The sequence below is a fragment of the Roseicella aerolata genome (genome assembly GCF_020523605.1).
Classification (GTDB): Bacteria; Pseudomonadota; Alphaproteobacteria; order Acetobacterales; family Acetobacteraceae; genus Paracraurococcus; species Paracraurococcus aerolatus.
Genome location: NZ_JAJAQI010000052.1, coordinates 1 through 18,060 on the forward strand (window position 1 = coordinate 1; position 18,060 = coordinate 18,060).

Genomic DNA, 18,060 nt, shown 5'->3' on the forward strand with positions numbered 1-18,060 from the left:
GAACCAGTTGCCGAAGGTCATCCAGGGTGTCAGGTTCCGCAATGGCGTCGAGGTCAAGGAGACGCCAGCACAGACCGCCGCCTGATCGGCTGGCCGTCACCCAGTTTCCCGCGTAGCTCAGGTGGAGGACTGGCCGGCGCAGATCGCCCAGGTGGCGCTGTGGCTGACCGACCACCAGATGAACATGGAGTTGTCCGAGGAATTCGGCACGCTGCGCATGCGCCTGCCGCTGACCACGGCGCCGAACATCCTGCCCGGCAATGCGCTGCGGGAGGACTGGGCGGGTTTCGTGAAGCCGGGGCCGGATGTGTATTGCGTGGGGAACCCGCCCTTCATCGGCCACCAGTACCGCAGCGCGGAACAACAGGCCGACATGCACCGGGTCTGGGGCCGGGAGGGCAAGGTCAACCGGCTGGACTACGTGACTTGCTGGTACCGCAAGGCGGTGGACTGGATGGTCGCCGACCCGCGCGCGGAGTCCTGTTTCGTCTCCACCAACTCGATCACCCAGGGCGAGCAGGTGGGGACGCTCTGGGGCGAGTTGCTGCCGCGTGGCCTGCGCATCCGCTTCGCGCACCGCACCTTCCAATGGACCAGCGAGGCGCGCGGCCGGGCGGCGGTGCATTGCGTCATCATCGGCTTCCTGCTGCGGGAGCCGGCGCGCCGGGTGCTGTACGACTACATCGACATCCGTGGTGAGCCGCAGGCGGTGGCGGCGGAGAACATCAATCCGTATTTGCTCGACGCGCCGGATGTGCTGCTGCCGTCGCGGACCAGGCCGCCGCCGGGAATGCCGCGTATCCTGCAAGGGAGCAAACCGGTGGATGGTGGCCACCTCATCCTCACCGACGAGGAAAGAACCGCCCTGATTGCAGCGGAGCCGGCGGCGACGGCCTGGATCAGGCCGTTCCTCGGCAGTTCCGAGCTTATCAACGGCACGAAGCGCTTCTGCCTTTGGCTACGTGGCATTCCACCACAGGCGCTTCGTGGCATGCCGCTCGTCGCCGAACGTGTGCGCAAGGTGCGCGAGGTCAGGCTGAAGAGCCCGACGCTTGAATTCCGGAAATCCGCGGAAGTGCCAACCCTGTTTACGCAGGACCGACAGCCTGCCGGCGAATACATCGCGGTTCCCGAAGTGTCTTCGGAGAACCGCCGCTTCATCCCGATGGCATTCCTGCAGGCTGAAACGGTGGCCAGCAACCTACTACTGACTATCGAAGGTGGTACCTACTACCACTTTGGCGTGCTGACCAGCACCATGCATATGGATTGGATGCGTGCTGTTGCTGGGCGATTGGAGAGCCGCTACCGATACGCCCCGTCCGTCTACAACACCTTCCCCTGGCCCGACCCCACCCCCGCCCAGCGCGCAGCCATCGAGGCCACCGCCCAGGCCATCCTCGATGCCCGCGCCAACCACCCCGGCGCGACGCTGGCCGATCTCTACGACCCCATCGCCATGCCACCCGACCTCGCCGCGGCGCACGCCGCCAACGACCGCGCGGTGGATGCCGCCTATGGCCAGCCGCGCGGCTGGCCGACCGAGGCGGCGCGCCTCGCCTTCCTCTTCGCCCGCTACCAGGGCCAGGCCGCGCCGCTGGATGCCGCCCCGCCCCGCCGCCCCGCCGCCCGCCGCCGCCGTGCCGCCTGAGCCTGCCAACCCACACCGGTCCGGGCCATTGGCCGCATGCGCCCAACCCGGCCTGGTGGGTGGGTTGGCGGCACTGCCGCCGACGGGAGGGCAAAGCCCTCCCCGGCACTGAACCGCGGCAGAGCGGCTGCGTTGCCGCCCGCGATGCCGCGTCCCCATCCCTCCCCGTTGCGCCTGCGCGCGGCGTTCCCGGCCCTGCTGCTGCTTCTCCCCGGCTGCCAGGCGCTGCTCACCGAAACCACCTCGACGCTCGCCGGCATCGGCGGCGCCAGCATCTCCGACGCGGTCGGCGCCGATGCGGCGATAACCACCGGCATCGGCCTCGGGGTGCAGGCGCTCGGCCGCGCCGGGCTGCAATATGCGCAGCGCAAGACGCACCAGGCGGCGCAGGACCACATCGCCGCCACGGCCGGGCCGCTGCCGGTGGGCGGCACCGCCGCCTGGGCGACCAGCCACACCATCCCGGTCGAGCCGAACGAGCGCGGCCAGGTCGCGGTCAGCCGCACCATCAGCAGCGGCCCGCTGGAGTGCAAGGAGATCGTCTTCTCCGTCGAGAACGGCAGCGGGGAGGCGCTGCGGCGCGCCTTCTACCTCGCGGCCATCTGCCGCGACGGGGAGCGCTGGAAATGGGCCTCGGCCGAGCCGGCGACCGAGCGCTGGGGATCCCTGCAGTGAGGCTTCCGGTGCTGGCGCTCGCGCTCGGGATGCTCGGGGGGTGTTCCTCCTTCGGTGACCTGGTCGGCGCCGCGAGCGGCACGGTGGCGGCGGTGGGCTCGGGCAATCCGGCGGTCGGCGTCGCTGTGGGTGTCGGCACGCGGGCGGTGGCCGATTGGGGCTTCCGCCGCGTGACCCGTCGCTGGCACCGCACGGAGCAGGAAGCCGTGGCCGAGGTCGCCGGCGCGGCGCCGGTGGGCGAGGCACGGCCCTGGCAGGTGCGCCGCAGCCTCCCCTTCGGCGACAAGGGCGGCGAGGTGCGGGTGCTGCGCGAAGTCGCCACGCCGCTCGCCGAGTGCCGGGAGGTCGCCTTCTCGGTCGAGAGCGGCAAGGCGGCGGAGGCCCGGCAGGAGTGGTTCGTCACCAGCCTCTGCCGCGACGCCACCGGCTGGCGCTGGGCCGCGGCGGAGCCGGCGACCGAGCGCTGGGGCAGCCTGCAGTAGATCGGGCGGCGGGCCTTCCCGCGGGCCGGCCTCGCGCCCTGGCGCGGCCGCTGCCACAGCCCGCCGCCCGCCCTCAACGCTCCAGCATCGAGCCGTGCACCCAGCCGAAGGGCTGGTCCTCTCCCACCTCCAGCCAGCCGCCCGGCGCCTCCCCGAAGACCCGAAGCTGGGAGGCCCGCGGGAGGATGCGCACCACCGGCCCGCCGCCGCCCGGCTGGGCGCGGATATTGACCGGATGCGCCGGGGTGGTGGTGACGATCCGGCCGCCCGCCGCCGGGGGCGCGGCCGGCATGGGGGCCGGGGGCGGGGCCGCGGGCATGGGCGCCGGGCCGGGACCTGCCGGCGGTACGGCGGGCGCGGGCGCGGGCGCGGCCGGCCGTGCCAGCCCGGCTTCCAGCGGCAAGGGCGGCAAGGCGCGCGGCGCCTGCGGGCGGGTGGTGGCGGGGCCGCCGCCCTCGAAGCAGCGGTCCAGCATCTCGATGAAGACCCGCGTGGCCTCGGCATTCGAGGCACCGAGGGTGAGGTCCGTGCGGGCCGGCTGGCCTTCCTTCAGCGTCACCACCGCAACCCAGGGGATAAAGGGGTCGACCGCCGCGCCGGTCGGGTTCACCTGACCGCAGACCGCCAGGCTGTCCGGCAATTGCTGGCGGTGCACCTGCACCGCGCGCAGTTGCATCTCGCCCGTCATGCGCAGCCGGGCGCGCACCTGCTCCTCGGCGGCCTGGCGGGCTGCGGCGAAGCCGACGGGCGGCGCCTCGGTCTGCGGCGGGGCCTTCGGCGGATCGTCACAGGCCGCCAGCGCCAGCAGTGCCACCATCGCCTTGCGCATCACGACTCCCTTTCCCGGAAAAGCCGGCGCTGTTGCCATGGGCGGTGCCTGCCGGTCCAGGGCCCTCCCATCGCCCCCGCCGCCATGGCGCGGGCCGCCCGCCGCCGGATCGTCAGGCACCGGGGAAGGAGTACTGCGTGGACTCCGAGAGCGGCCTCACCCAGCCCCGCATGAAGGGATTGGCGAAGGTGAAGGGATGGCTCCCGCGCACCGAGATCGTCACCTGGCTGCTGGCGCGCACGCGCTGCACGCAGATCGTCAGTTCAGCGGTGTTGATCATCGGGGTGCGCGCGGCGAAGCGGGTCTTCGGCGTCGCGCAGTCCTCGGCGCCGTTGCCGAGGGCGGTATCCACGACCGCGCCGCGGGCCACCTCGCCCACGAGCGTGCGGAGCGATTGCGCCATGACGTAATAGCGGCCAAGCTCCATGGTGCAAAGAAGCACCGCGAAGAGGGCGAGCGCGCAGAAGGCCCATTCCACCGCGGTGCTGCCGGATCGGTCGCGCCAGGTGCAGCGGAGACCGGGCAGGAGGGAGCCGCCTGTCCATCGCATGGCCATGGCTAGGACACCCGGATCGTCACATTGCCCCGCAGGGTCGTGACGCGAAGGAAGAAGGCCGCGGTGAAGGGGCGGGTGACGCCGACGGTGAGAAGCTGCTCGCAGCCCGTGGTGCAGGCCCCGGGCGAGGCGCATTCGCAGGTCAGGCCGATCTGCGCGTTCCAGTCGCTCCAGCCCGACAGCGCCGCGCCGATGCGGGCGCTGATGCCGGCGGTGTCGTCCGGGTAGACCAGGCCGTATTGCGCGCCGGCGCGGGCCGCGGTTTCCAGCCGGATGCTCTGGTCGATGGCGCGGCCGAAATCGATGACCGCCATCAGCAGCAGGATCAGAACCGGTGCCGCGATGGCGAATTCCAGCGCCGCCACGCCGTGCCGCTGCCGCAGGAGGCGCGGCAGCCGGTGGAGGAGGGTTTGCAGCATGCGCCGGCTACTCCACCAGCCGGACGATCTGCACCTGCGGGATGCTGGTGCCGTAGCGGCTGCAGCCCGAGAGATCGAAGCCCGCCGTGCCCTGCAGTTGCAGCGATCCGGTGATGAACACCGTGCAGTCGGAGATCGGGGTGTTCGCGGCGGCCGCATTCCCGTTCAGGGTCATGGCCGAGGCCGGGGCGACCACGGCACCCGCCAGGCTGGTGGTGCTGTTGGCGGTGATGGAGATGTCGCCACCACCCGGCGCGTAGAGCACGACGCCGTTCAGGTTCGGATTCACATTGTTGGTGCGTGGCGCGTTGAGTCGGATATCGCCCTTCAGGTCCACCGTGCCCGGCGTCCAGCGGCTGCCCTGGGTGCGCCCGACCATGACGAGCGTCACGCCCCTGCCCGTCGTGGGGTCGCAGCCGGTGCAGGTAATGCTGGTGCCGGGATTGCTGTTGAGCTGGCCCTGGATGAAGTAGGTGCCGGGCGTCAGCACGATCTTCGCACCGCTGGAGGTGAGCGAGGTGCTGCAGAAGGGGGTCGTGCTCGATGCCCCGTTCAGGATGTCGGGCCCGCTGCGCGTCTCCTTGAACGCATTGCAGGTCGAGGACGCGGCGAGGCTGGCGAGCTGGCTGTTCGTCTGCGGCGTGTAGTTGTCGAGCGCGGCATAGGGATTCGCGATCGGCTTCTGGAAGAAGGCCGGCTGCGGCCCGGTGAGCTGCAGCTTGCCGCTTTCCAGCGCCGGGACGAAGGAGGTGCTGCCGCCGGTCGAGACCAGCGACCAGGCATTGGCCGAGAAGGAGCTGCCGCCCTGGGACTGGCCGGAGCCGAACTGGAAGCCGTTGCCGGCGGCGTTGGAGGTCAAGGCACAGCTCGGGGCCGAGATGACGCTGTTGCCGCCGAAGCTCATGGCGCCGTTCATGGTCATCGCGCAGGCCCCGCCGCCTGGCGGTGACAGCGCCTCCGCTTCCGCGAAGGCGCGCACCACCTTCGGCGTATCCAGCACCACGCGGGCCAGCATCAGCGGCTGGGGCTGGCTGATCTCGACACGCATGCGCGGCGCCGCGCCCGCCACCTGGGTGATGGCGACGGTGGCCTGGTTGACGCCATGCGAGAATCCGTTGAGGCCGGCGACGGTCTGGCCCGCCGTCGTTGCGCTGCCGCTGCTCCGGCTGTCGGCCAGCACGCGGACGGCGCCGAGAGCGGCGGCATCGGCCGCGTTCTGTGCGTTCCGCCGCGCGAGGTACCAGCTGCCGGCATCGGTGGCCAGGGCGGCCATCCCGACCAGCGAACTGCCGGCGATGGCCACTACCACCGCGACCGCGCCGCGCCGGTCCCGAAGGCAGGCCGCCGCGCGTCCCGATCGGGCGGGCAGGGGCATGTTGCAGGTCCGGCGATGGTGGATCGCCGTTTTGGCGAATACTCTCATTTCCGTTTCCCGTTATTGGCAAGATTTCCGGCATACTATCCGAGCTGACGGATGCGCCGGGGTCACTCGCCCGAGATCGCAACAAAATGGGAAAACCGGTGGTTTATTATAGACTTCCCTGTGGAATTTCTACTTTCAGGCGAAAACAGCCCCGCGAAAGCTCGCGATAAACCAATGGAGAGAATGTCTCCCTCATGCAAACGCAAATTCTGGTTCGTAACCCGCCTCGTTAACGTTTCGGCAGGGCACAGCGCCACAGGCGGCTGGAACCTGGCGAGACCCGCGCGGGCCAATACCGGCCGGCGGCCATCGTCTCAACCAGAAGACGGAGATAGGACAAGATGTTCGACACTCTGAAGACGCTGAAGGTCCTGGTGCAGGGCACGCTGAAGAACCGTGACGGCGTCACTGCCCTCGAATACGCGATCATCGCGGGCGTTGCCGCCGTCAGCCTGCTGGCGGGTTTCCAGGCTCTCTATAGCTCCGTCGATGGCAAGCTGAGCGGCCTCACCTTCTGAAGCACCAACGGGCGCGGCGCTTCCATCGCCGCGCCCGCTTTTTCTGCGTCCCGGTCTTTTCCCGACTATCCCACATCGCGCAGGGTGACCCATGGCGGGCTTGCTCGCGACCCTCACACTCGTCCCGCTCGCCGTCGCCGCATGGCGCGACGTCGCGGCCCGCCTCATCCCGGACCAGGCGACTCTCTGCATCGCGGCGCTCGGCATCGGCCTTCGCGCCGCCGAGGGCCTGGATGCGCTCCTCGCCTCGCTCGCCACCGCCGCTGCGCTGTTCCTCCTGCTCGCCTGGGCGCATGCCCGCGGCGCGATCGGCGGCGGCGACGTCAAGCTGGCCGCGGCCATCGCGCTTGGCCTCCCGCCGCTCGCCACTGGCCATTTCCTGATCCTCACCGCGCTGGCCGGCGGCGTGCTGGCGGCCGGCTACCTGCTCGGCGCCGCGCTGCTGCCGCGGCCCGCCCCGCTGCGGCCCTCGGCCGGCCTGCTCCGGCGCATCCTCGCGGTCGAGCACCGCCGGGTGCGCCGCAAGGGCCCCCTGCCCTACGGCGTCGCCATCGCGATCGGCGCCGCCTTCGTCCATCTCCAGCCGCTGGGAGGTTGAGCCATGGTGCTCCGCTCGGTCTTCGCCACTGCCCTGGTGCTGCTCTCGGCGGGCTTCGCCCTCGTGGCCTGGCGCGCCGCGCAGCCGCCGATGATCGTCACCGCCGCGCCGGCCGCTGCCCCGCCTGCGGTCCGCACCGCCGTGCTGGTCGCCGCCCGCCCGCTGCAGCCCGGCACGCTCCTCAAGGATGAGGACCTGCAGACGCGCGAGATGGAGCCGGGCCTTGTTCCGCCCGGCGCCGTGCTGCACAGCGACACGGCGCGGGCCGAGATGCGTGGCGCGCTGCTCCGCCGCTATATCGAGGCAGGCGCGGCCCTGGACCGCGACGATGTCCTGCGGCCGCGCGACCGCGGCTTCCTCGCCGCGGTGCTGCGCCCCTCCATGCGGGCGATCGCGGTCGGCGTCGATGCCATCACCGGCACCGCGGGGCTGATCTGGCCCGGCGACCAGGTGGACCTGATCCTGACGCAGGAGCTGGACGCCAGCACCACGCCGCTCGCGCGCCGCGTGGTGGGCGAGACGGTGCTGACCAATGTCCGCGTCATCGCCGTGGACCAGGAGATCACCCAGGGCGCCACCGGCACCTCGGCCTCGCCGACCGGCTCCGGCCCGCGCAACGTCGCCCGCACCGTGACGCTCGAGGTGACGACCGCCCAGGCCGAGCGCGTCGCCGTGGCCGAGCGGCTCGGCCGCCTCGCCCTGACGGTGCGGCCCATCGATCTCGACACCACCCCGGCCGCGCCGGCGAACAGCTCCGTCTTCGGCGCCGATGTCTCGCCGGCCCTCTCCCGCACGGATGCCGGGGCCGGAACCCGCATCCGCGTCATCCAGGGCAGCGACCTGAACGAGGTGACCTTCCGATGAACCGCACAACCCTGACCACGGCGGTGCTGGCGGCCAGCCTCGCCACGCTGCCGGCCCTGGCGCAGCCCATGCAGCCGGCGCCCGGTCCGCAGCCGGGCCAAGCCGCCCCGCAGGCGGCGCTCGCCGCCCCGACCTACCCGATCCTGCTGGAGAGCGGCGCCGGTCGGCTGCTGCAACTGCCGCGGCCCGCGGCGACGGTGCTGGCCGCGGATCCCCGCATCGCCCGGGTGCAGCCGGCCTCCCCGACCTCGCTGTTCCTCGTCGGTGTCGGCGCCGGGCGCACCACGGTGATCGCGACCAGCGACGACGGCACGCCGGTGGTGCAGTACGACGTCACCGTGCGTGGCGGCCGCGCGGAAGGCAGCCCGGCCGCCGCGGCGCCCGGCGGCGCGCCCGCCGCGCCGCGCGCCATCCCGGCGGCCACGGTGCAGGGCGCCATCCGGCAGGTCGTGCCGGGTGCCAGCCAGGTGCAGGTGCGCACCACGCCCGGCGGCGTGATCCTGACCGGCCCGGTGCCCTCCGCCGCGGATTCCCAGCGCGTCGAGGCGATCGCCCGCGGCTTCCTGGACGAGAACCAGGTCATCCAGAATCAGATGGAGGTGCTCTCCAGCGTGCAGGTCAATCTGCGGGTGCGGGTGCTGGAGATCTCCCGCGAGGTGACGCGCAATCTCGGCTTCAACTGGCAGGCGCTGGGCCGCAGCGGCAATTTCGTGCTCGGCCTGCGCAGCGGTCCCGGCGCGGACAGCATCGCCAGCGCCGTCCTCGGCGGCCTGTCCGGCGGCGCCCTGGCCGCGCCCGCGCTGCTGGGCGCCGCCTACCGCACCGCCAATGCCGATGTGAACGCCATCGTGGATGCGCTGGCCGAGGACCAGCTCATCACCATCCTCGCCGAGCCGAACCTGACCGCGCAATCCGGCGAGTCCGCAAGCTTCCTCGCGGGCGGCGAATTCCCCATCCCGGTCCAGGCGACGATCTCGGGCCAGGTGAGCATCCAGTTCAAGCAGTTCGGCGTCGGCCTCTCCTTCGTTCCCACCGTGCTCGGGCCGGACCGCATGAACCTGCGGGTGCGGCCCGAGGTGAGCGAGCTGTCTCAGAACGGCGCCATCGTCGTGCCGCTGGCGAGCGGCACCGTGCGCATCCCGGCGCTGGCGGTCCGGCGGGCCGAGACGACGGTCGAGGTCGGCAGCGGCCAGAGCTTCGCCATCGCCGGCCTGCTGCAGCGATCGACCACCCAGGTCGGGAACGGCGTCGCCGGCATCGGCGAAGTGCCGGTGCTCGGCGGGCTCTTCCGCTCCGAACGCTTCCGCCGGGCGGAATCGGAGCTGGTCATCATCGTGACGCCCTATCTCGTCCGCCCCGTCTCCGACCCGCGCGCGCTCTCCGGCCCGAGCGAGGGCTTCCGCCCGGCCACCGATCTCGACCGGCTTCTCTACAACCGCCAGATCGCGCGCGGCAGCCGGCCGGCCACGCCCATCGCGCCGGTGAATGCCGGCTTCATCCTGAACTGAGGCACGACATGCAGCGGACCCTCTTCCCCCTCGCGCCGGTGCTGACGCTTCTCCTTGTGGGCTGCGCGGCCGACCCCTTCGAGCGCCCCGGCACCTGGCAGCCGGCCGGGCACAACGATGCCAATCTGCGGTCCATGGTGGTCGAGCCGCTGCACCTGCAGGCCGGCCAGGGCAGTTCCACCAGCCGCGGCGCGGCAGGGGCGCAACCCATCGACCGGCTGCTCGCTGACCGGCGCCGCCCCCTGCCCTCCAGCCAGAACCAGGCGCTGCAGGTCAACGTCAATCCCGGGAACGGAGGCAGCGATGCCGGCCGCTGACGGCATGATGGCACCGGCGACCGCGCCCGGTGCCAGCACGGGGGAGCGCCTGCCGGTGCTCGCCTTCCTCTGCGATGAGGAGAGCGAGACCACCTTCCGCACCGGCCTGTCCGGCAGGACGGGCGCAATCACCGTCCGGCGCGGCACCATCCGCACCGCCATCGCCGCGCTGGAGCGGGAGCCGACGCCGCACATCCTGGTGGTGGACCTGTCGGGGGAGGAGAACCCCTCCGAGCTCCTCGACCGGCTCTCAGCGGTCTGCACCCCGGACGTCACCGTGCTGGCGGTGGGCGACCGCAGCGACATCGGCTTCTACAGGGAAATCCAGCATGAATTCGGCATTGCCGAATACCTGTTCAAGCCGCTGACGCGCGACAACGTCGCCCGGCTCTTCGGCCCGCACATCACCGGCCAGCGGGAGGAAGCCGCGCAGCGCGGCAACCGCGTCGTCGCGGTCTGCGGGGTGCGGGGCGGCACCGGCGCCACCACGGTCGCGGTGAACCTCGCCGTGCTGCTGGCCGACAGCACCCGCAGCCATGTGGCACTGCTCGACCTGCACCTGCGGGGCGGCAGCGCCGCCATGATGCTCGGGGTACGCTCCACCGCGGGCCTGCGGGTCGTGCTGGAGGATCCGGACCGGGTGGACCCGCTTTTCGTTGAGCGTGCGGCGGTGCCGATCGGCGACCGGCTCCGGCTGCTCTCGGCCGACGAGCCGCCGGAGGCCGACCCCGCGCCCAAGGCCGCCGGCGCGCTGCGCCTGCTGGAGATCCTGCGCAACCGCTTCAACCTGGTCATCGTCGATCTGCCCTGGCCGCCAGGACCGGTGGAGCGCGCGGTGCTCGAGGTCGCGCGGCACCGGGTGCTGGTCTTCCGGCCGGATGTCGCCGGCCTGCGCGACGCCGCGGCGGCGCGGGCCATGCTGACGGCGAAATCCGCAGGCGACGGTCCGATCCTGCTCGTGCAGAACGGGGCGGGCGCGCCGGGCAGCCTCGAGACGGCGATGGTCCTGCAGGCGCTCGGCGCCGCGCCCGACATCACCATCCCGCACCTGCCGCGGCACCTGCCGCGCGCTGCCGATCTGGGGCAGCCCGCCGTGCGCGGCTGCGCGCCCCTCCGCCGCGCCCTCGCCCCGCTGGCGCAGGAGGTCAACGGTACCCGGCAGGCCGTGGGCAACGGCCTGCTCGGCCGCATTCTCGGGCGGTGGGCGCGATGAAGCGCTTCGGCCGCAGGCCGACCGTCGTCGAGCTGGCGCCCGAGCCCGGCACGACCTCGCGGCGCCCGGCCCCTGAGGCCGCCGCCGATTCCGACGCCTCGGCGATGCAGGAGCGGCTGCGGGCCGAGGTGATGGAGCGCATCGACCCCAATATCGCCGCCACACTGCCGGTGGAGGTCCTGCAGCAGCAGCTGACCCAGCTGGTGCACGAGGTGGCGGAGCGGGAGCGGCTGCAGCTCACGGCGCGCGAGCAGGTCCTGATGGCCGAGGAGCTGACGCGTGACATGGCGGGTTATGGGCCGCTCGATCCGCTGCTGCAGGATGATCTGGTGTCGGACATCATGGTGAACGGCCCGGACTGCGTCTTCGTGGAGCGGCGCGGGACGCTGGCCCGCACCGACACGCGCTTCCGCAACGACCAGCACCTCAACAGCATCGCGCAGAAGATCGCCGCGGCGGTGGGCCGCCGGGTGGATGAATCGAGCCCGCTGGTGGATTGCCGCCTGCCGGATGGCAGCCGTGTCAACATCGTCTTCCCGCCGCTCGCGCTGAACGGCGCCTGCATGTCGATCCGCAAATTCGGCCGGCGGCCCTTCAACCTGGAGCGGTTGGTGGCGACTGGCGCCATGTCCCCGCCGATGGCGCGGATCCTGGAGATCGCCGGGCGCTGCCGGCTGAACATCCTGATCTCGGGCGGCACGGGCTCCGGCAAGACCACGCTGATGAACGCCATCAGCCAGTGGATCGACCACGGGGAGCGGGTGGTCACCATCGAGGACGCGGCCGAGTTGCAGCTGCAGCAGCCGCATGTCGTCTCCCTCGAGACGCGCCCGGCCAATCTCGAAGGCCGCGGCGAGATCACCCAGCGCGACCTGCTGCGCAACGCCCTGCGCATGCGCCCCGATCGCATCATCGTCGGCGAGGTCCGCGGCGCCGAGGCCTTCGACATGCTGCAGGCCATGAACACCGGCCATGACGGCTCGATCTGCACCATCCATGCCAACACCCCACGCGACGCGCTCACCCGCGTGGAGAACATGGTCCAGATGGGCACCGTGAACCTGCCGCTGCGCGCGATCCGCCTGCAGGTGGCAAGCGCGATCGACCTGATCGTGCAGGCCCAGCGCATGCGCGACGGCCAGCGCCGCGTGACGCATGTGACGGAGGTCTGCGGGATGGAAGGCGACATCATCACGACGAATGACCTCTTCACCTTCCAGTATGTCGGGGAAGGGTCTGACGGCAAGATCCAGGGCCGCTGGGAGACCTCCGGCGCGCGGCCGAGCTTCGTCGACCGGCTGGAGTATTTCGGCCTGCTCGGCGCCTGGCTGGAAGCCACCGCGGGGCTGTCGCGATGAGCCGGGACGCCCTACTCGCCCTTTGCACGCTGCTCGCCTCCCTCTCGCTGGCGGGCGCCGTCCTCGTGCTGCGCGGCGGGTTGCGGGAAAGGCTGCAGGCGCGCCTCGCGCTGGTCACCGCCGGGGCGGCGGAGATGCCCGGCCAGGGCGCGCAGCTCCTCGCCCTGGCGCCGCTCGCGCCGTCGCAGCTCGCGCTGCGGCAGCGGATCCTGCGCCTGCTCGGCCGCTCGCCGCACCTGCCCCCCAGCCACGCCTTCTCCCTGCCCCTGGTGCTCCTCGCGGCGCTCGGCGCCGGGCTGGTCGCCGCCTGGGCGATCGCCTGGCTGATGGATCCGCTGATCGGCATCGCCGGTGGCGGCGCAGTCGGCCTCCTCGTCACCTATGGGCTGTTCCGGCTGGAGGCCGACCGCCACCGTGACGCTCTCTTCCTGCAGGTGCCGGATGCGATCAGCTTCGTCCTGCGCGCCGTGCGGGCCGGCCTGCCGGTGAGCGAGGCGCTGCGCACCGTGGCCCGCGAGATGCCCTCGCCGACGCGGGAGGAGTTCGACCGGGCGGTCAGCCATCTCGCGATCGGCACCGCGCTCGACCAGGCGCTGCTGGCCCTGGCCGAGCGGACCCGGCTGGCGGAGTACAAATTCCTTGCCGTCGTCATCGCGCTGCAGGCACAGACCGGCGGCAATCTCGGCGAGGCGCTGGAGAACCTCGCCGAGATCACCCGCCAGCGGGTCGGGATGCGCGGCAAGATCCTGGCGCTGACCGCCGAGGCGCGCCTCTCCGCCAAGATCCTGATCGCCCTGCCGCTGGTCTGCGGCGCGGCGATCGCGGTGCTCGTTCCCGGCCATCTCACCCCCATGGTCCAGGAACCGCAGGGCCGGAAGATGCTGCTCGGCGGGGTCGCGGCCTTGCTGATCGGCGTGCTGATCATTCGCGCGATGCTGCGCTCTGCGGCCAAGGATTGAGCCATGGCTCCCGACACAGGCCTGGCGATCACCTCGCTCGGCATCGCCCTGCTCCTCCTGCTCGTGGCCGGCATCCTGCTGGCGCGCGGGGTCTGGCTGCGGCGCGTCTCGGCACGGATCGCCGACAACATTCTCGGGCAGGGGGCGAACCCGGCCGGGGCGGCGCCGGATCCGCGGCTCACCCAGGCCATCCGCTCCGCCGGCCGCGCCGTCCGCAGCGGCGCCTTCCTCTCGGAGAGCGATGCCCAGGTCCTGGCGCGCAGCGCCGCTGCCGCAGGAATCAAGGAGAGCCGCGCGATCGCGGCCTTCATCGGCGCCAAACTGCTGCTGATGCTGCTGCTGCCACCGGCCGTCTATGCCGGCGCGACCATGACGGGCAGCGGCCATGCCCTCATCATGGCGCTCGGGGCCTTCGCCGGCGGCATGCTGCTGCCGAACTACGTCCTCAATGCGGTGCGCAAATCCTATGCGCAGCAGATGCAGCGCGGCCTGACCGAGGCGCTCGACCTCATGGTCGTCTGCTCCGAGGCCGGCCTCGGCCTCGACTCCATGGTCGATCGGGTGGCGCGCGAGATGCGGCACTCCAGCCCCGCGATCGGCCTGGAATTCGCAACCCTGACGCATGAGCTGCGGATGCTGTCCGACCGGCGCCTCGCGCTGGAGCGCCTGGCCGAGCGTGCCTCGACGGACCAGATGCGGCGCCTGACATCCACGCTCAGCCAGGCCATGCAGTACGGCACGCCGCTCGGGCAGGCGCTCCGCGTCCTGGCGGGCGAGTTGCGGCGCGACCGGATGCTGCGGCTGGAGGCGCGCGCCGCCAAGCTGCCCGCCATGATGGTCGGGCCGCTGATCGTCTTCATCATGCCCTGCCTGTTCATCGTGCTGGTCGGGCCATCGATCATCGTCCTGTCCAACGGCCTCGGAGGCTGACACATGCCCATTCCTGCCAGTTCGTGCCTGCGCTCCGGCCTGCTTGGCCTCGGGCTGCTCGGCCTCGCCGCCTGCGGCGGAACACCGGTCGCGGGTGACCGGCCACAGTCGCAGCTTCGCCTCGCCGCGGTCGCCGAGGCCGCCGGGCAGCCGGATGTCGCGCTCAACATCGTCAGCGCCGCGGCCACGGCGAATCCGGGCGATGCGGCGCTGCAGGCGCGGCATGCGGGCCTCCTGCTCCGCGCCGGCCTGGTCGGCGATGCGCAGTCCGTCCTCGGCCGCGCCCTCGCCCGCCATCCCCGCGATGCCGCCCTGCTGCGGGAGCAGGGCCGCATCGCCCTGCTCAGCGGCAATACGGCGGAGGCGCTGCAGGCCTTCGAGAACGTGCTCGCGGGCGCGCCGCGCGATGTGTCCGCGCTGAACGGCCGGGGCGTGGCGCTCGACATGCTCGGCCGCCATGGGGAGGCGCAGCAGAGCTACCGGCAGGCGCGTGCCCTGGCGCCGGACGACATCTCGGTCGCCAACAACCTGGCCATGTCCTTCATCCTGGCGGGCATGCCGCAGGAGGCGCTGCCGATCCTGGAACCGCTGGCCCGGCGCGCCGATGCGCCGCCGCGGGTCGCGAACAACCTGGCGATCGCGCGGGCCACCACCGGGGAGCAGCCGGCGGAGCGGCCGGGGCTGCGTGGCGAGCAGATGAGCCAGTTGCTGGCGGCGTTGCAGTAGAGGGTGGCCGGGGCGGACGCTGCGGGCGCATTCCATGCCGGCCCGCCTGAGGGGGCCGGCATGATCGCAGCCCCCGGCGCGCAGCCGCCGCACAGGTTGCGCGCGGCTGCCGGGCGGCAACGGCGGCATGCGAACGGTCCGCCTTGTTGCGGGGGAGGAGCGCGCCTCCGCCCGCGGGCCCATGTCCTATTCCGGCTGCGCGCCGCTGACCTTCACCATCTCCGCCCAGATCGGCTTCTCCCGGGCCAGCCGCGTCGCCAGCCCGTCGGGCGTGGAGCCGGTCAACCGGGCACCCATCGCGATGGCGCGCTGCTGCAGCGCCGGATCGGTCCAGGCCGCCCGCACCTCGGCCGAGAGCCGGTCGATCACCGCCTGCGGCGTGCCGCGCGGCGCCGCCCACATGTGCCAGGGCGAGACCTCGAAGCCGGGCAGGCCGGCCTCCGCCATGGTCGGCACGTCCGGCAGCGCCGGCCAGCGCTGCGGCAGCGCGACGGCAAGCGCCCGCATCCGGCCTTCCTGGATCACGCCGACATAGGAGGCGAGATTGTCCACCGCATACTGGATGTCGCCCGCGAGCAGCGCCGGGATGGTCTGGGCGGCGCCGCGATAGCTCACATGCTGCGCCTCGAATCCCGCCCTTCCGGCCAGGTAGGCGCCGGAGAGATGGATGGTGGTGCCGACGCCGGAGGAGCCGAAGCTGACCCCACCCGGCCGTGCCTTCGCCCAGGCGATGAACTCCTGCAGCGTCCGCGCCGGGACGTGCTGCGCCGGGACCACCGCGACGTTGGGCAGGTCCCACATGGCGCTGATCCAGGCGAAGTCCCGGTCGGGATCGTAGGGGAGCCGTCTGAAGAGGTGCGGGTTGATCAGCAGGTTGTGCATGCTCACCGTGCCGATCGTGTAGCCATCCGGCGTGGCGCGGGCGAGCGCCTCCGCGCCGATATTGCCGGAGGCGCCGGTGCGCGTCTCCACCACGAAGGGCTGGCCGAGACGCTGCGACATCTGCTCGGCCGCCAGCCGCGTCATGACATCGAGCGAGCCGCCCGGCGGGAAGCCGACGAGGACGCGCACCGGCCGGTCCGGCCAGTTTCCCTGGGCCCGGCCCGACAGGGGCAGGGCGGCAAGCATGGGTGTCGCAAGCAGGGCGCGGCGGTGCAGCAAAGGATGTCCCTCCCGTCATTCGTTGCGCCTAGCTTAGCATCCGCCGGTGCCACGGCGGTAGCACGGCCGGCCAGGCGGGCAGGACCAGGACGGAGAGGCGGTTGCGCCAGCCGCCCCGGCCGCGATGCCTGCCGCGGTTGCTCCCCCCGGCGCGCGGGGAAGGGTCAGCCGGGCTCGCGCATCGCCCCCACCGGGTGATGCCAGCCCGCAGCAAGCCTGACCTGCAGCCGCCGGAGGCGGCCGAGGCTGCGCAGGCGGCCCGCGCCGGGTGGCGAGTCGCCATGCCGGCAGAGGCGGCGCCCGAGGCCGCAGACATGCGTCGGCATGCCTGCGGGGGCAGTATCACTCCACCGCCAGCAGTTCCACGTCGAAGACCAGCGTGGCATTGGGCGGGATGACGCCGCCGGCGCCACGGGCGCCATAGCCGAGCTCCGGCGGGATGGTCAGGCGGCGCTGGCCGCCGACCTTCATGCCGGCCACGCCGCGATCCCAGCCGGCGATGACATGGCCGGCGCCCAGCTCGAACTGGAAGGGGTCGCCGCGGTCACGCGAGCTGTCGAATTTCCGCCCCTTGCCCTCGGGCGCGGCCGGGTCGTGCAGCCAGCCCGTGTAATGGACGGTCACCATGTGGCCGGGGGCTGCGGTATCGCCGGTGCCCGGCTTCAATTCGCTCATCGGTTTCGCCTTCGGTTGCAGCCTGGATCAAGCACGGGATGGCGGCCGGCGCCATGGGCCGGGGCGGATCGCCCGGCCCGGCCGGCGGGGCAGCCGGGCCCGGCTGGGGCCAGAATGCGGCGCCGCCCCACCGGTTCCGGCCTCAGCAGTCCAGCACCAGGTTGCCGATGGTGCGGCCCGCCTCCACCGCATCATGCGCCGCGGCACATTGCGCGAGCGGCACCCGGGCGGCGATGGCGTGCTTCACCAGGCCGGCCCGCAGCCAGGCCTGCAGCGTATCGACCGCCAGGGCGCGCTGGGCCGCATTCAGCTCGTAGACGATGAACCAGCGGATCGCGAGGCCCTTCATGATGGCGGGGCCGAACTGGACCGTGGCCTCGGTGCCGTTCGAGCCATAGGCGGCGCAGAGCCCGCCCGGCGCCAGGAGACTCGGCAGCAGCGGCGCGGTGCCGGAGAGGTCCACATCCACCACCCGCTGCACCCCGGCCCCGCCGGTCAGCGCCGCGACGCGCCCGGCCACGTCCTCGGTCCGGTAATTGATGGTCTCGTCCGCCCCGGCCGCGAGGGCATGCGCCGCCTTTTCCTCCGAACTGATGGTCGTGATGATGCGCGCGGCGCCGAGCAGCCGGGCGAACTGGATGGCGTAATGCCCGACCGAGCCGGCGCCGCCGGTGACCAGCACGGTCTGGCCGGTCACGCCGCCATCGGTCAGCACGGCATGCAGCGCCGTCAGCGCCGGGATGCCGAGGCAGGCGCCCGCCTCCAAGGAGGTGTTCTCGGGCAGCGGGACGGCCTGGATCGCCGGCAGGGCGATGTATTCGGCGGCGGTGCCGAAGGCGCGCTTCCACTGGCCGTTCCAGATCCAGACGCGCTCCCCGATGCGGGCGCGGTCCACGCCCTCCCCCACCGCCTCGATGGTGCCGGCACCGTCGCTGTGCGGGACGACGCGGGGGAAGGCCATGGGCCGGGAAAGGCCGCGGCGGGTCTTCCAGTCCGAGGGGTTCACGCCGGAGGTGGCCAGGCGGACCAGCACCTCGCCGGGGCCGGGGGTGGGCGTGGGCAGGTCGCCATGGGTCAGGACCTCGGACCCGCCATTGCGGTCGTACCAGACGGCTTTCATGTGCTTGTCTCCTCCAGTGGATCTCATCGCCGGCGAGGGATCGGGGCCCGCCCTCCCCCAGGTCAGCCCCGGCAGAGG

At 72.3% G+C, this 18,060-nt stretch carries 20 protein-coding genes; 13 read left to right on the forward strand and 7 right to left on the reverse strand.

What is annotated here, in order from left to right; all coding sequences use genetic code 11:
• The first annotated feature begins 121 nt into the window (after positions 1–121).
• The 3 genes from LHA35_RS23770 to LHA35_RS23780 all read left to right on the forward strand — a co-directional run bounded on the left by LHA35_RS23770 (position 122) and on the right by LHA35_RS23780 (position 2,808).
• Entirely contained in the window at positions 122–1,651 is a 1,530-nt protein-coding gene (locus tag LHA35_RS23770; protein WP_226613198.1) for a type IIL restriction-modification enzyme MmeI, read from the forward strand.
• A gap of 144 nt (positions 1,652–1,795) precedes the next feature.
• On the forward strand, positions 1,796–2,326 hold the full coding sequence (locus tag LHA35_RS23775) for a hypothetical protein (RefSeq protein ID WP_226613199.1): 531 nt from the start codon (positions 1,796–1,798) through the stop codon (positions 2,324–2,326).
• Entirely contained in the window at positions 2,323–2,808 is a 486-nt protein-coding gene (locus LHA35_RS23780; RefSeq protein ID WP_226613210.1) for a hypothetical protein, read from the forward strand. Before LHA35_RS23775 ends, LHA35_RS23780 begins: the two co-directional genes overlap by 4 nt.
• Before the next feature lie 73 nt (positions 2,809–2,881).
• On the opposite strand, the gene LHA35_RS28800 is transcribed toward LHA35_RS23780, so the two are convergent.
• The 4 genes from LHA35_RS28800 to LHA35_RS23800 form a co-directional block, all read right to left on the reverse strand.
• Entirely contained in the window at positions 2,882–3,637 is a 756-nt protein-coding gene (locus LHA35_RS28800) for an SH3 domain-containing protein (protein ID WP_264185762.1), read from the reverse strand.
• A 112-nt stretch (positions 3,638–3,749) separates the two neighbouring features.
• Positions 3,750–4,187 (reverse strand): TadE/TadG family type IV pilus assembly protein, encoded by a 438-nt coding sequence (locus LHA35_RS23790; RefSeq protein ID WP_226613211.1) that lies wholly within the window; start codon positions 4,185–4,187, stop codon positions 3,750–3,752.
• 8 nt (positions 4,188–4,195) lie between these two features.
• Positions 4,196–4,612, reverse strand: a complete 417-nt coding sequence (locus tag LHA35_RS23795) for a TadE family protein (protein WP_226613212.1) — start codon at positions 4,610–4,612, stop codon at positions 4,196–4,198.
• Positions 4,613–4,619: 7 nt separating this feature from the next.
• Complete coding sequence (locus LHA35_RS23800) at positions 4,620–5,987, reverse strand: pilus assembly protein TadG-related protein (protein WP_226613213.1); 1,368 nt, start codon at positions 5,985–5,987, stop codon at positions 4,620–4,622.
• 389 nt (positions 5,988–6,376) lie between these two features.
• On the opposite strand from LHA35_RS23800, the gene LHA35_RS23805 reads away from it, so the two are divergent.
• From LHA35_RS23805 to LHA35_RS23850, 10 genes are all read left to right on the forward strand, one after another.
• The gene (locus tag LHA35_RS23805) at positions 6,377–6,553 is read left to right on the forward strand and encodes a Flp family type IVb pilin (RefSeq protein WP_226613214.1); all 177 of its coding nucleotides are present in this window, start codon (positions 6,377–6,379) and stop codon (positions 6,551–6,553) included.
• Between the two features lie 91 nt (positions 6,554–6,644).
• Entirely contained in the window at positions 6,645–7,151 is a 507-nt protein-coding gene (locus LHA35_RS23810; RefSeq protein ID WP_226613215.1) for an A24 family peptidase, read from the forward strand.
• A gap of 3 nt (positions 7,152–7,154) precedes the next feature.
• Positions 7,155–8,015 (forward strand): Flp pilus assembly protein CpaB, encoded by an 861-nt coding sequence (gene cpaB, locus LHA35_RS23815; RefSeq protein ID WP_226613216.1) that lies wholly within the window; start codon positions 7,155–7,157, stop codon positions 8,013–8,015.
• Positions 8,012–9,523 carry a type II and III secretion system protein family protein gene (locus LHA35_RS23820; RefSeq protein WP_226613219.1) on the forward strand — a complete coding sequence of 504 codons (1,512 nt, stop codon included), beginning with the start codon at positions 8,012–8,014 and terminating at the stop codon, positions 9,521–9,523. Before cpaB ends, LHA35_RS23820 begins: the two co-directional genes overlap by 4 nt.
• Positions 9,524–9,531: 8 nt before the next feature.
• Positions 9,532–9,840: a hypothetical protein gene (locus LHA35_RS23825; RefSeq protein ID WP_226613220.1), complete on the forward strand. Its 309-nt coding sequence runs from the start codon at positions 9,532–9,534 to the stop codon at positions 9,838–9,840.
• Positions 9,827–11,053: an AAA family ATPase gene (locus tag LHA35_RS23830; protein ID WP_226613222.1), complete on the forward strand. Its 1,227-nt coding sequence runs from the start codon at positions 9,827–9,829 to the stop codon at positions 11,051–11,053. Before LHA35_RS23825 ends, LHA35_RS23830 begins: the two co-directional genes overlap by 14 nt.
• Complete coding sequence (locus LHA35_RS23835) at positions 11,050–12,411, forward strand: CpaF family protein (RefSeq protein WP_226613224.1); 1,362 nt, start codon at positions 11,050–11,052, stop codon at positions 12,409–12,411. Before LHA35_RS23830 ends, LHA35_RS23835 begins: the two co-directional genes overlap by 4 nt.
• Positions 12,408–13,370 (forward strand): type II secretion system F family protein, encoded by a 963-nt coding sequence (locus LHA35_RS23840; RefSeq protein WP_226613226.1) that lies wholly within the window; start codon positions 12,408–12,410, stop codon positions 13,368–13,370. Before LHA35_RS23835 ends, LHA35_RS23840 begins: the two co-directional genes overlap by 4 nt.
• Before the next feature lie 3 nt (positions 13,371–13,373).
• A complete protein-coding gene (locus tag LHA35_RS23845) occupies positions 13,374–14,300 on the forward strand; it encodes a type II secretion system F family protein (protein ID WP_226613228.1) in 927 nt (308 codons plus the stop codon).
• A gap of 3 nt (positions 14,301–14,303) precedes the next feature.
• Positions 14,304–15,026, forward strand: coding sequence for a tetratricopeptide repeat protein (locus LHA35_RS23850; RefSeq protein WP_226613229.1), 723 nt, complete (start codon positions 14,304–14,306; stop codon positions 15,024–15,026).
• Positions 15,027–15,212: 186 nt separating this feature from the next.
• Here LHA35_RS23850 and LHA35_RS23855 read toward each other — a convergent pair whose 3' ends face one another.
• The 3 genes from LHA35_RS23855 to LHA35_RS23865 all read right to left on the reverse strand — a co-directional run bounded on the left by LHA35_RS23855 (position 15,213) and on the right by LHA35_RS23865 (position 17,982).
• Entirely contained in the window at positions 15,213–16,154 is a 942-nt protein-coding gene (locus tag LHA35_RS23855; protein WP_226613231.1) for a Bug family tripartite tricarboxylate transporter substrate binding protein, read from the reverse strand.
• Between the two features lie 375 nt (positions 16,155–16,529).
• The gene (locus LHA35_RS23860; RefSeq protein ID WP_226613233.1) at positions 16,530–16,862 is read right to left on the reverse strand and encodes an FKBP-type peptidyl-prolyl cis-trans isomerase; all 333 of its coding nucleotides are present in this window, start codon (positions 16,860–16,862) and stop codon (positions 16,530–16,532) included.
• A gap of 142 nt (positions 16,863–17,004) precedes the next feature.
• Positions 17,005–17,982: an NADPH:quinone reductase gene (locus LHA35_RS23865; RefSeq protein WP_226613235.1), complete on the reverse strand. Its 978-nt coding sequence runs from the start codon at positions 17,980–17,982 to the stop codon at positions 17,005–17,007.
• Positions 17,983–18,060: the final 78 nt, after the last annotated feature.

Excerpts from the sequence above, each read along its gene's own strand:
- LHA35_RS23810 (WP_226613215.1), top strand. The coding sequence starts at position 6,645 with ATGGCGGGCTTGCTCGCGACCCTCACACTCGTCCCGCTCGCCGTCGCC.
- LHA35_RS23865 (WP_226613235.1), bottom strand. The coding sequence starts at position 17,982 with ATGAAAGCCGTCTGGTACGACCGCAATGGCGGGTCCGAGGTCCTGACC.
- LHA35_RS23845 (WP_226613228.1), top strand. The coding sequence starts at position 13,374 with ATGGCTCCCGACACAGGCCTGGCGATCACCTCGCTCGGCATCGCCCTG.
- LHA35_RS23830 (WP_226613222.1), top strand. The coding sequence starts at position 9,827 with ATGCCGGCCGCTGACGGCATGATGGCACCGGCGACCGCGCCCGGTGCC.
- LHA35_RS23840 (WP_226613226.1), top strand. The coding sequence starts at position 12,408 with ATGAGCCGGGACGCCCTACTCGCCCTTTGCACGCTGCTCGCCTCCCTC.
- LHA35_RS23855 (WP_226613231.1), bottom strand. The coding sequence starts at position 16,154 with ATGCTTGCCGCCCTGCCCCTGTCGGGCCGGGCCCAGGGAAACTGGCCG.
- LHA35_RS23825 (WP_226613220.1), top strand. The coding sequence starts at position 9,532 with ATGCAGCGGACCCTCTTCCCCCTCGCGCCGGTGCTGACGCTTCTCCTT.
- LHA35_RS23775 (WP_226613199.1), top strand. The coding sequence starts at position 1,796 with ATGCCGCGTCCCCATCCCTCCCCGTTGCGCCTGCGCGCGGCGTTCCCG.
- LHA35_RS23795 (WP_226613212.1), bottom strand. The coding sequence starts at position 4,612 with ATGCTGCAAACCCTCCTCCACCGGCTGCCGCGCCTCCTGCGGCAGCGG.
- LHA35_RS23820 (WP_226613219.1), top strand. The coding sequence starts at position 8,012 with ATGAACCGCACAACCCTGACCACGGCGGTGCTGGCGGCCAGCCTCGCC.
- LHA35_RS28800 (WP_264185762.1), bottom strand. The coding sequence starts at position 3,637 with ATGCGCAAGGCGATGGTGGCACTGCTGGCGCTGGCGGCCTGTGACGAT.
- LHA35_RS23790 (WP_226613211.1), bottom strand. The coding sequence starts at position 4,187 with ATGCGATGGACAGGCGGCTCCCTCCTGCCCGGTCTCCGCTGCACCTGG.
- cpaB (WP_226613216.1), top strand. The coding sequence starts at position 7,155 with ATGGTGCTCCGCTCGGTCTTCGCCACTGCCCTGGTGCTGCTCTCGGCG.
- LHA35_RS23800 (WP_226613213.1), bottom strand. The coding sequence starts at position 5,987 with ATGCCCCTGCCCGCCCGATCGGGACGCGCGGCGGCCTGCCTTCGGGAC.
- LHA35_RS23850 (WP_226613229.1), top strand. The coding sequence starts at position 14,304 with ATGCCCATTCCTGCCAGTTCGTGCCTGCGCTCCGGCCTGCTTGGCCTC.
- LHA35_RS23835 (WP_226613224.1), top strand. The coding sequence starts at position 11,050 with ATGAAGCGCTTCGGCCGCAGGCCGACCGTCGTCGAGCTGGCGCCCGAG.
- LHA35_RS23805 (WP_226613214.1), top strand. The coding sequence starts at position 6,377 with ATGTTCGACACTCTGAAGACGCTGAAGGTCCTGGTGCAGGGCACGCTG.
- LHA35_RS23860 (WP_226613233.1), bottom strand. The coding sequence starts at position 16,862 with ATGAGCGAATTGAAGCCGGGCACCGGCGATACCGCAGCCCCCGGCCAC.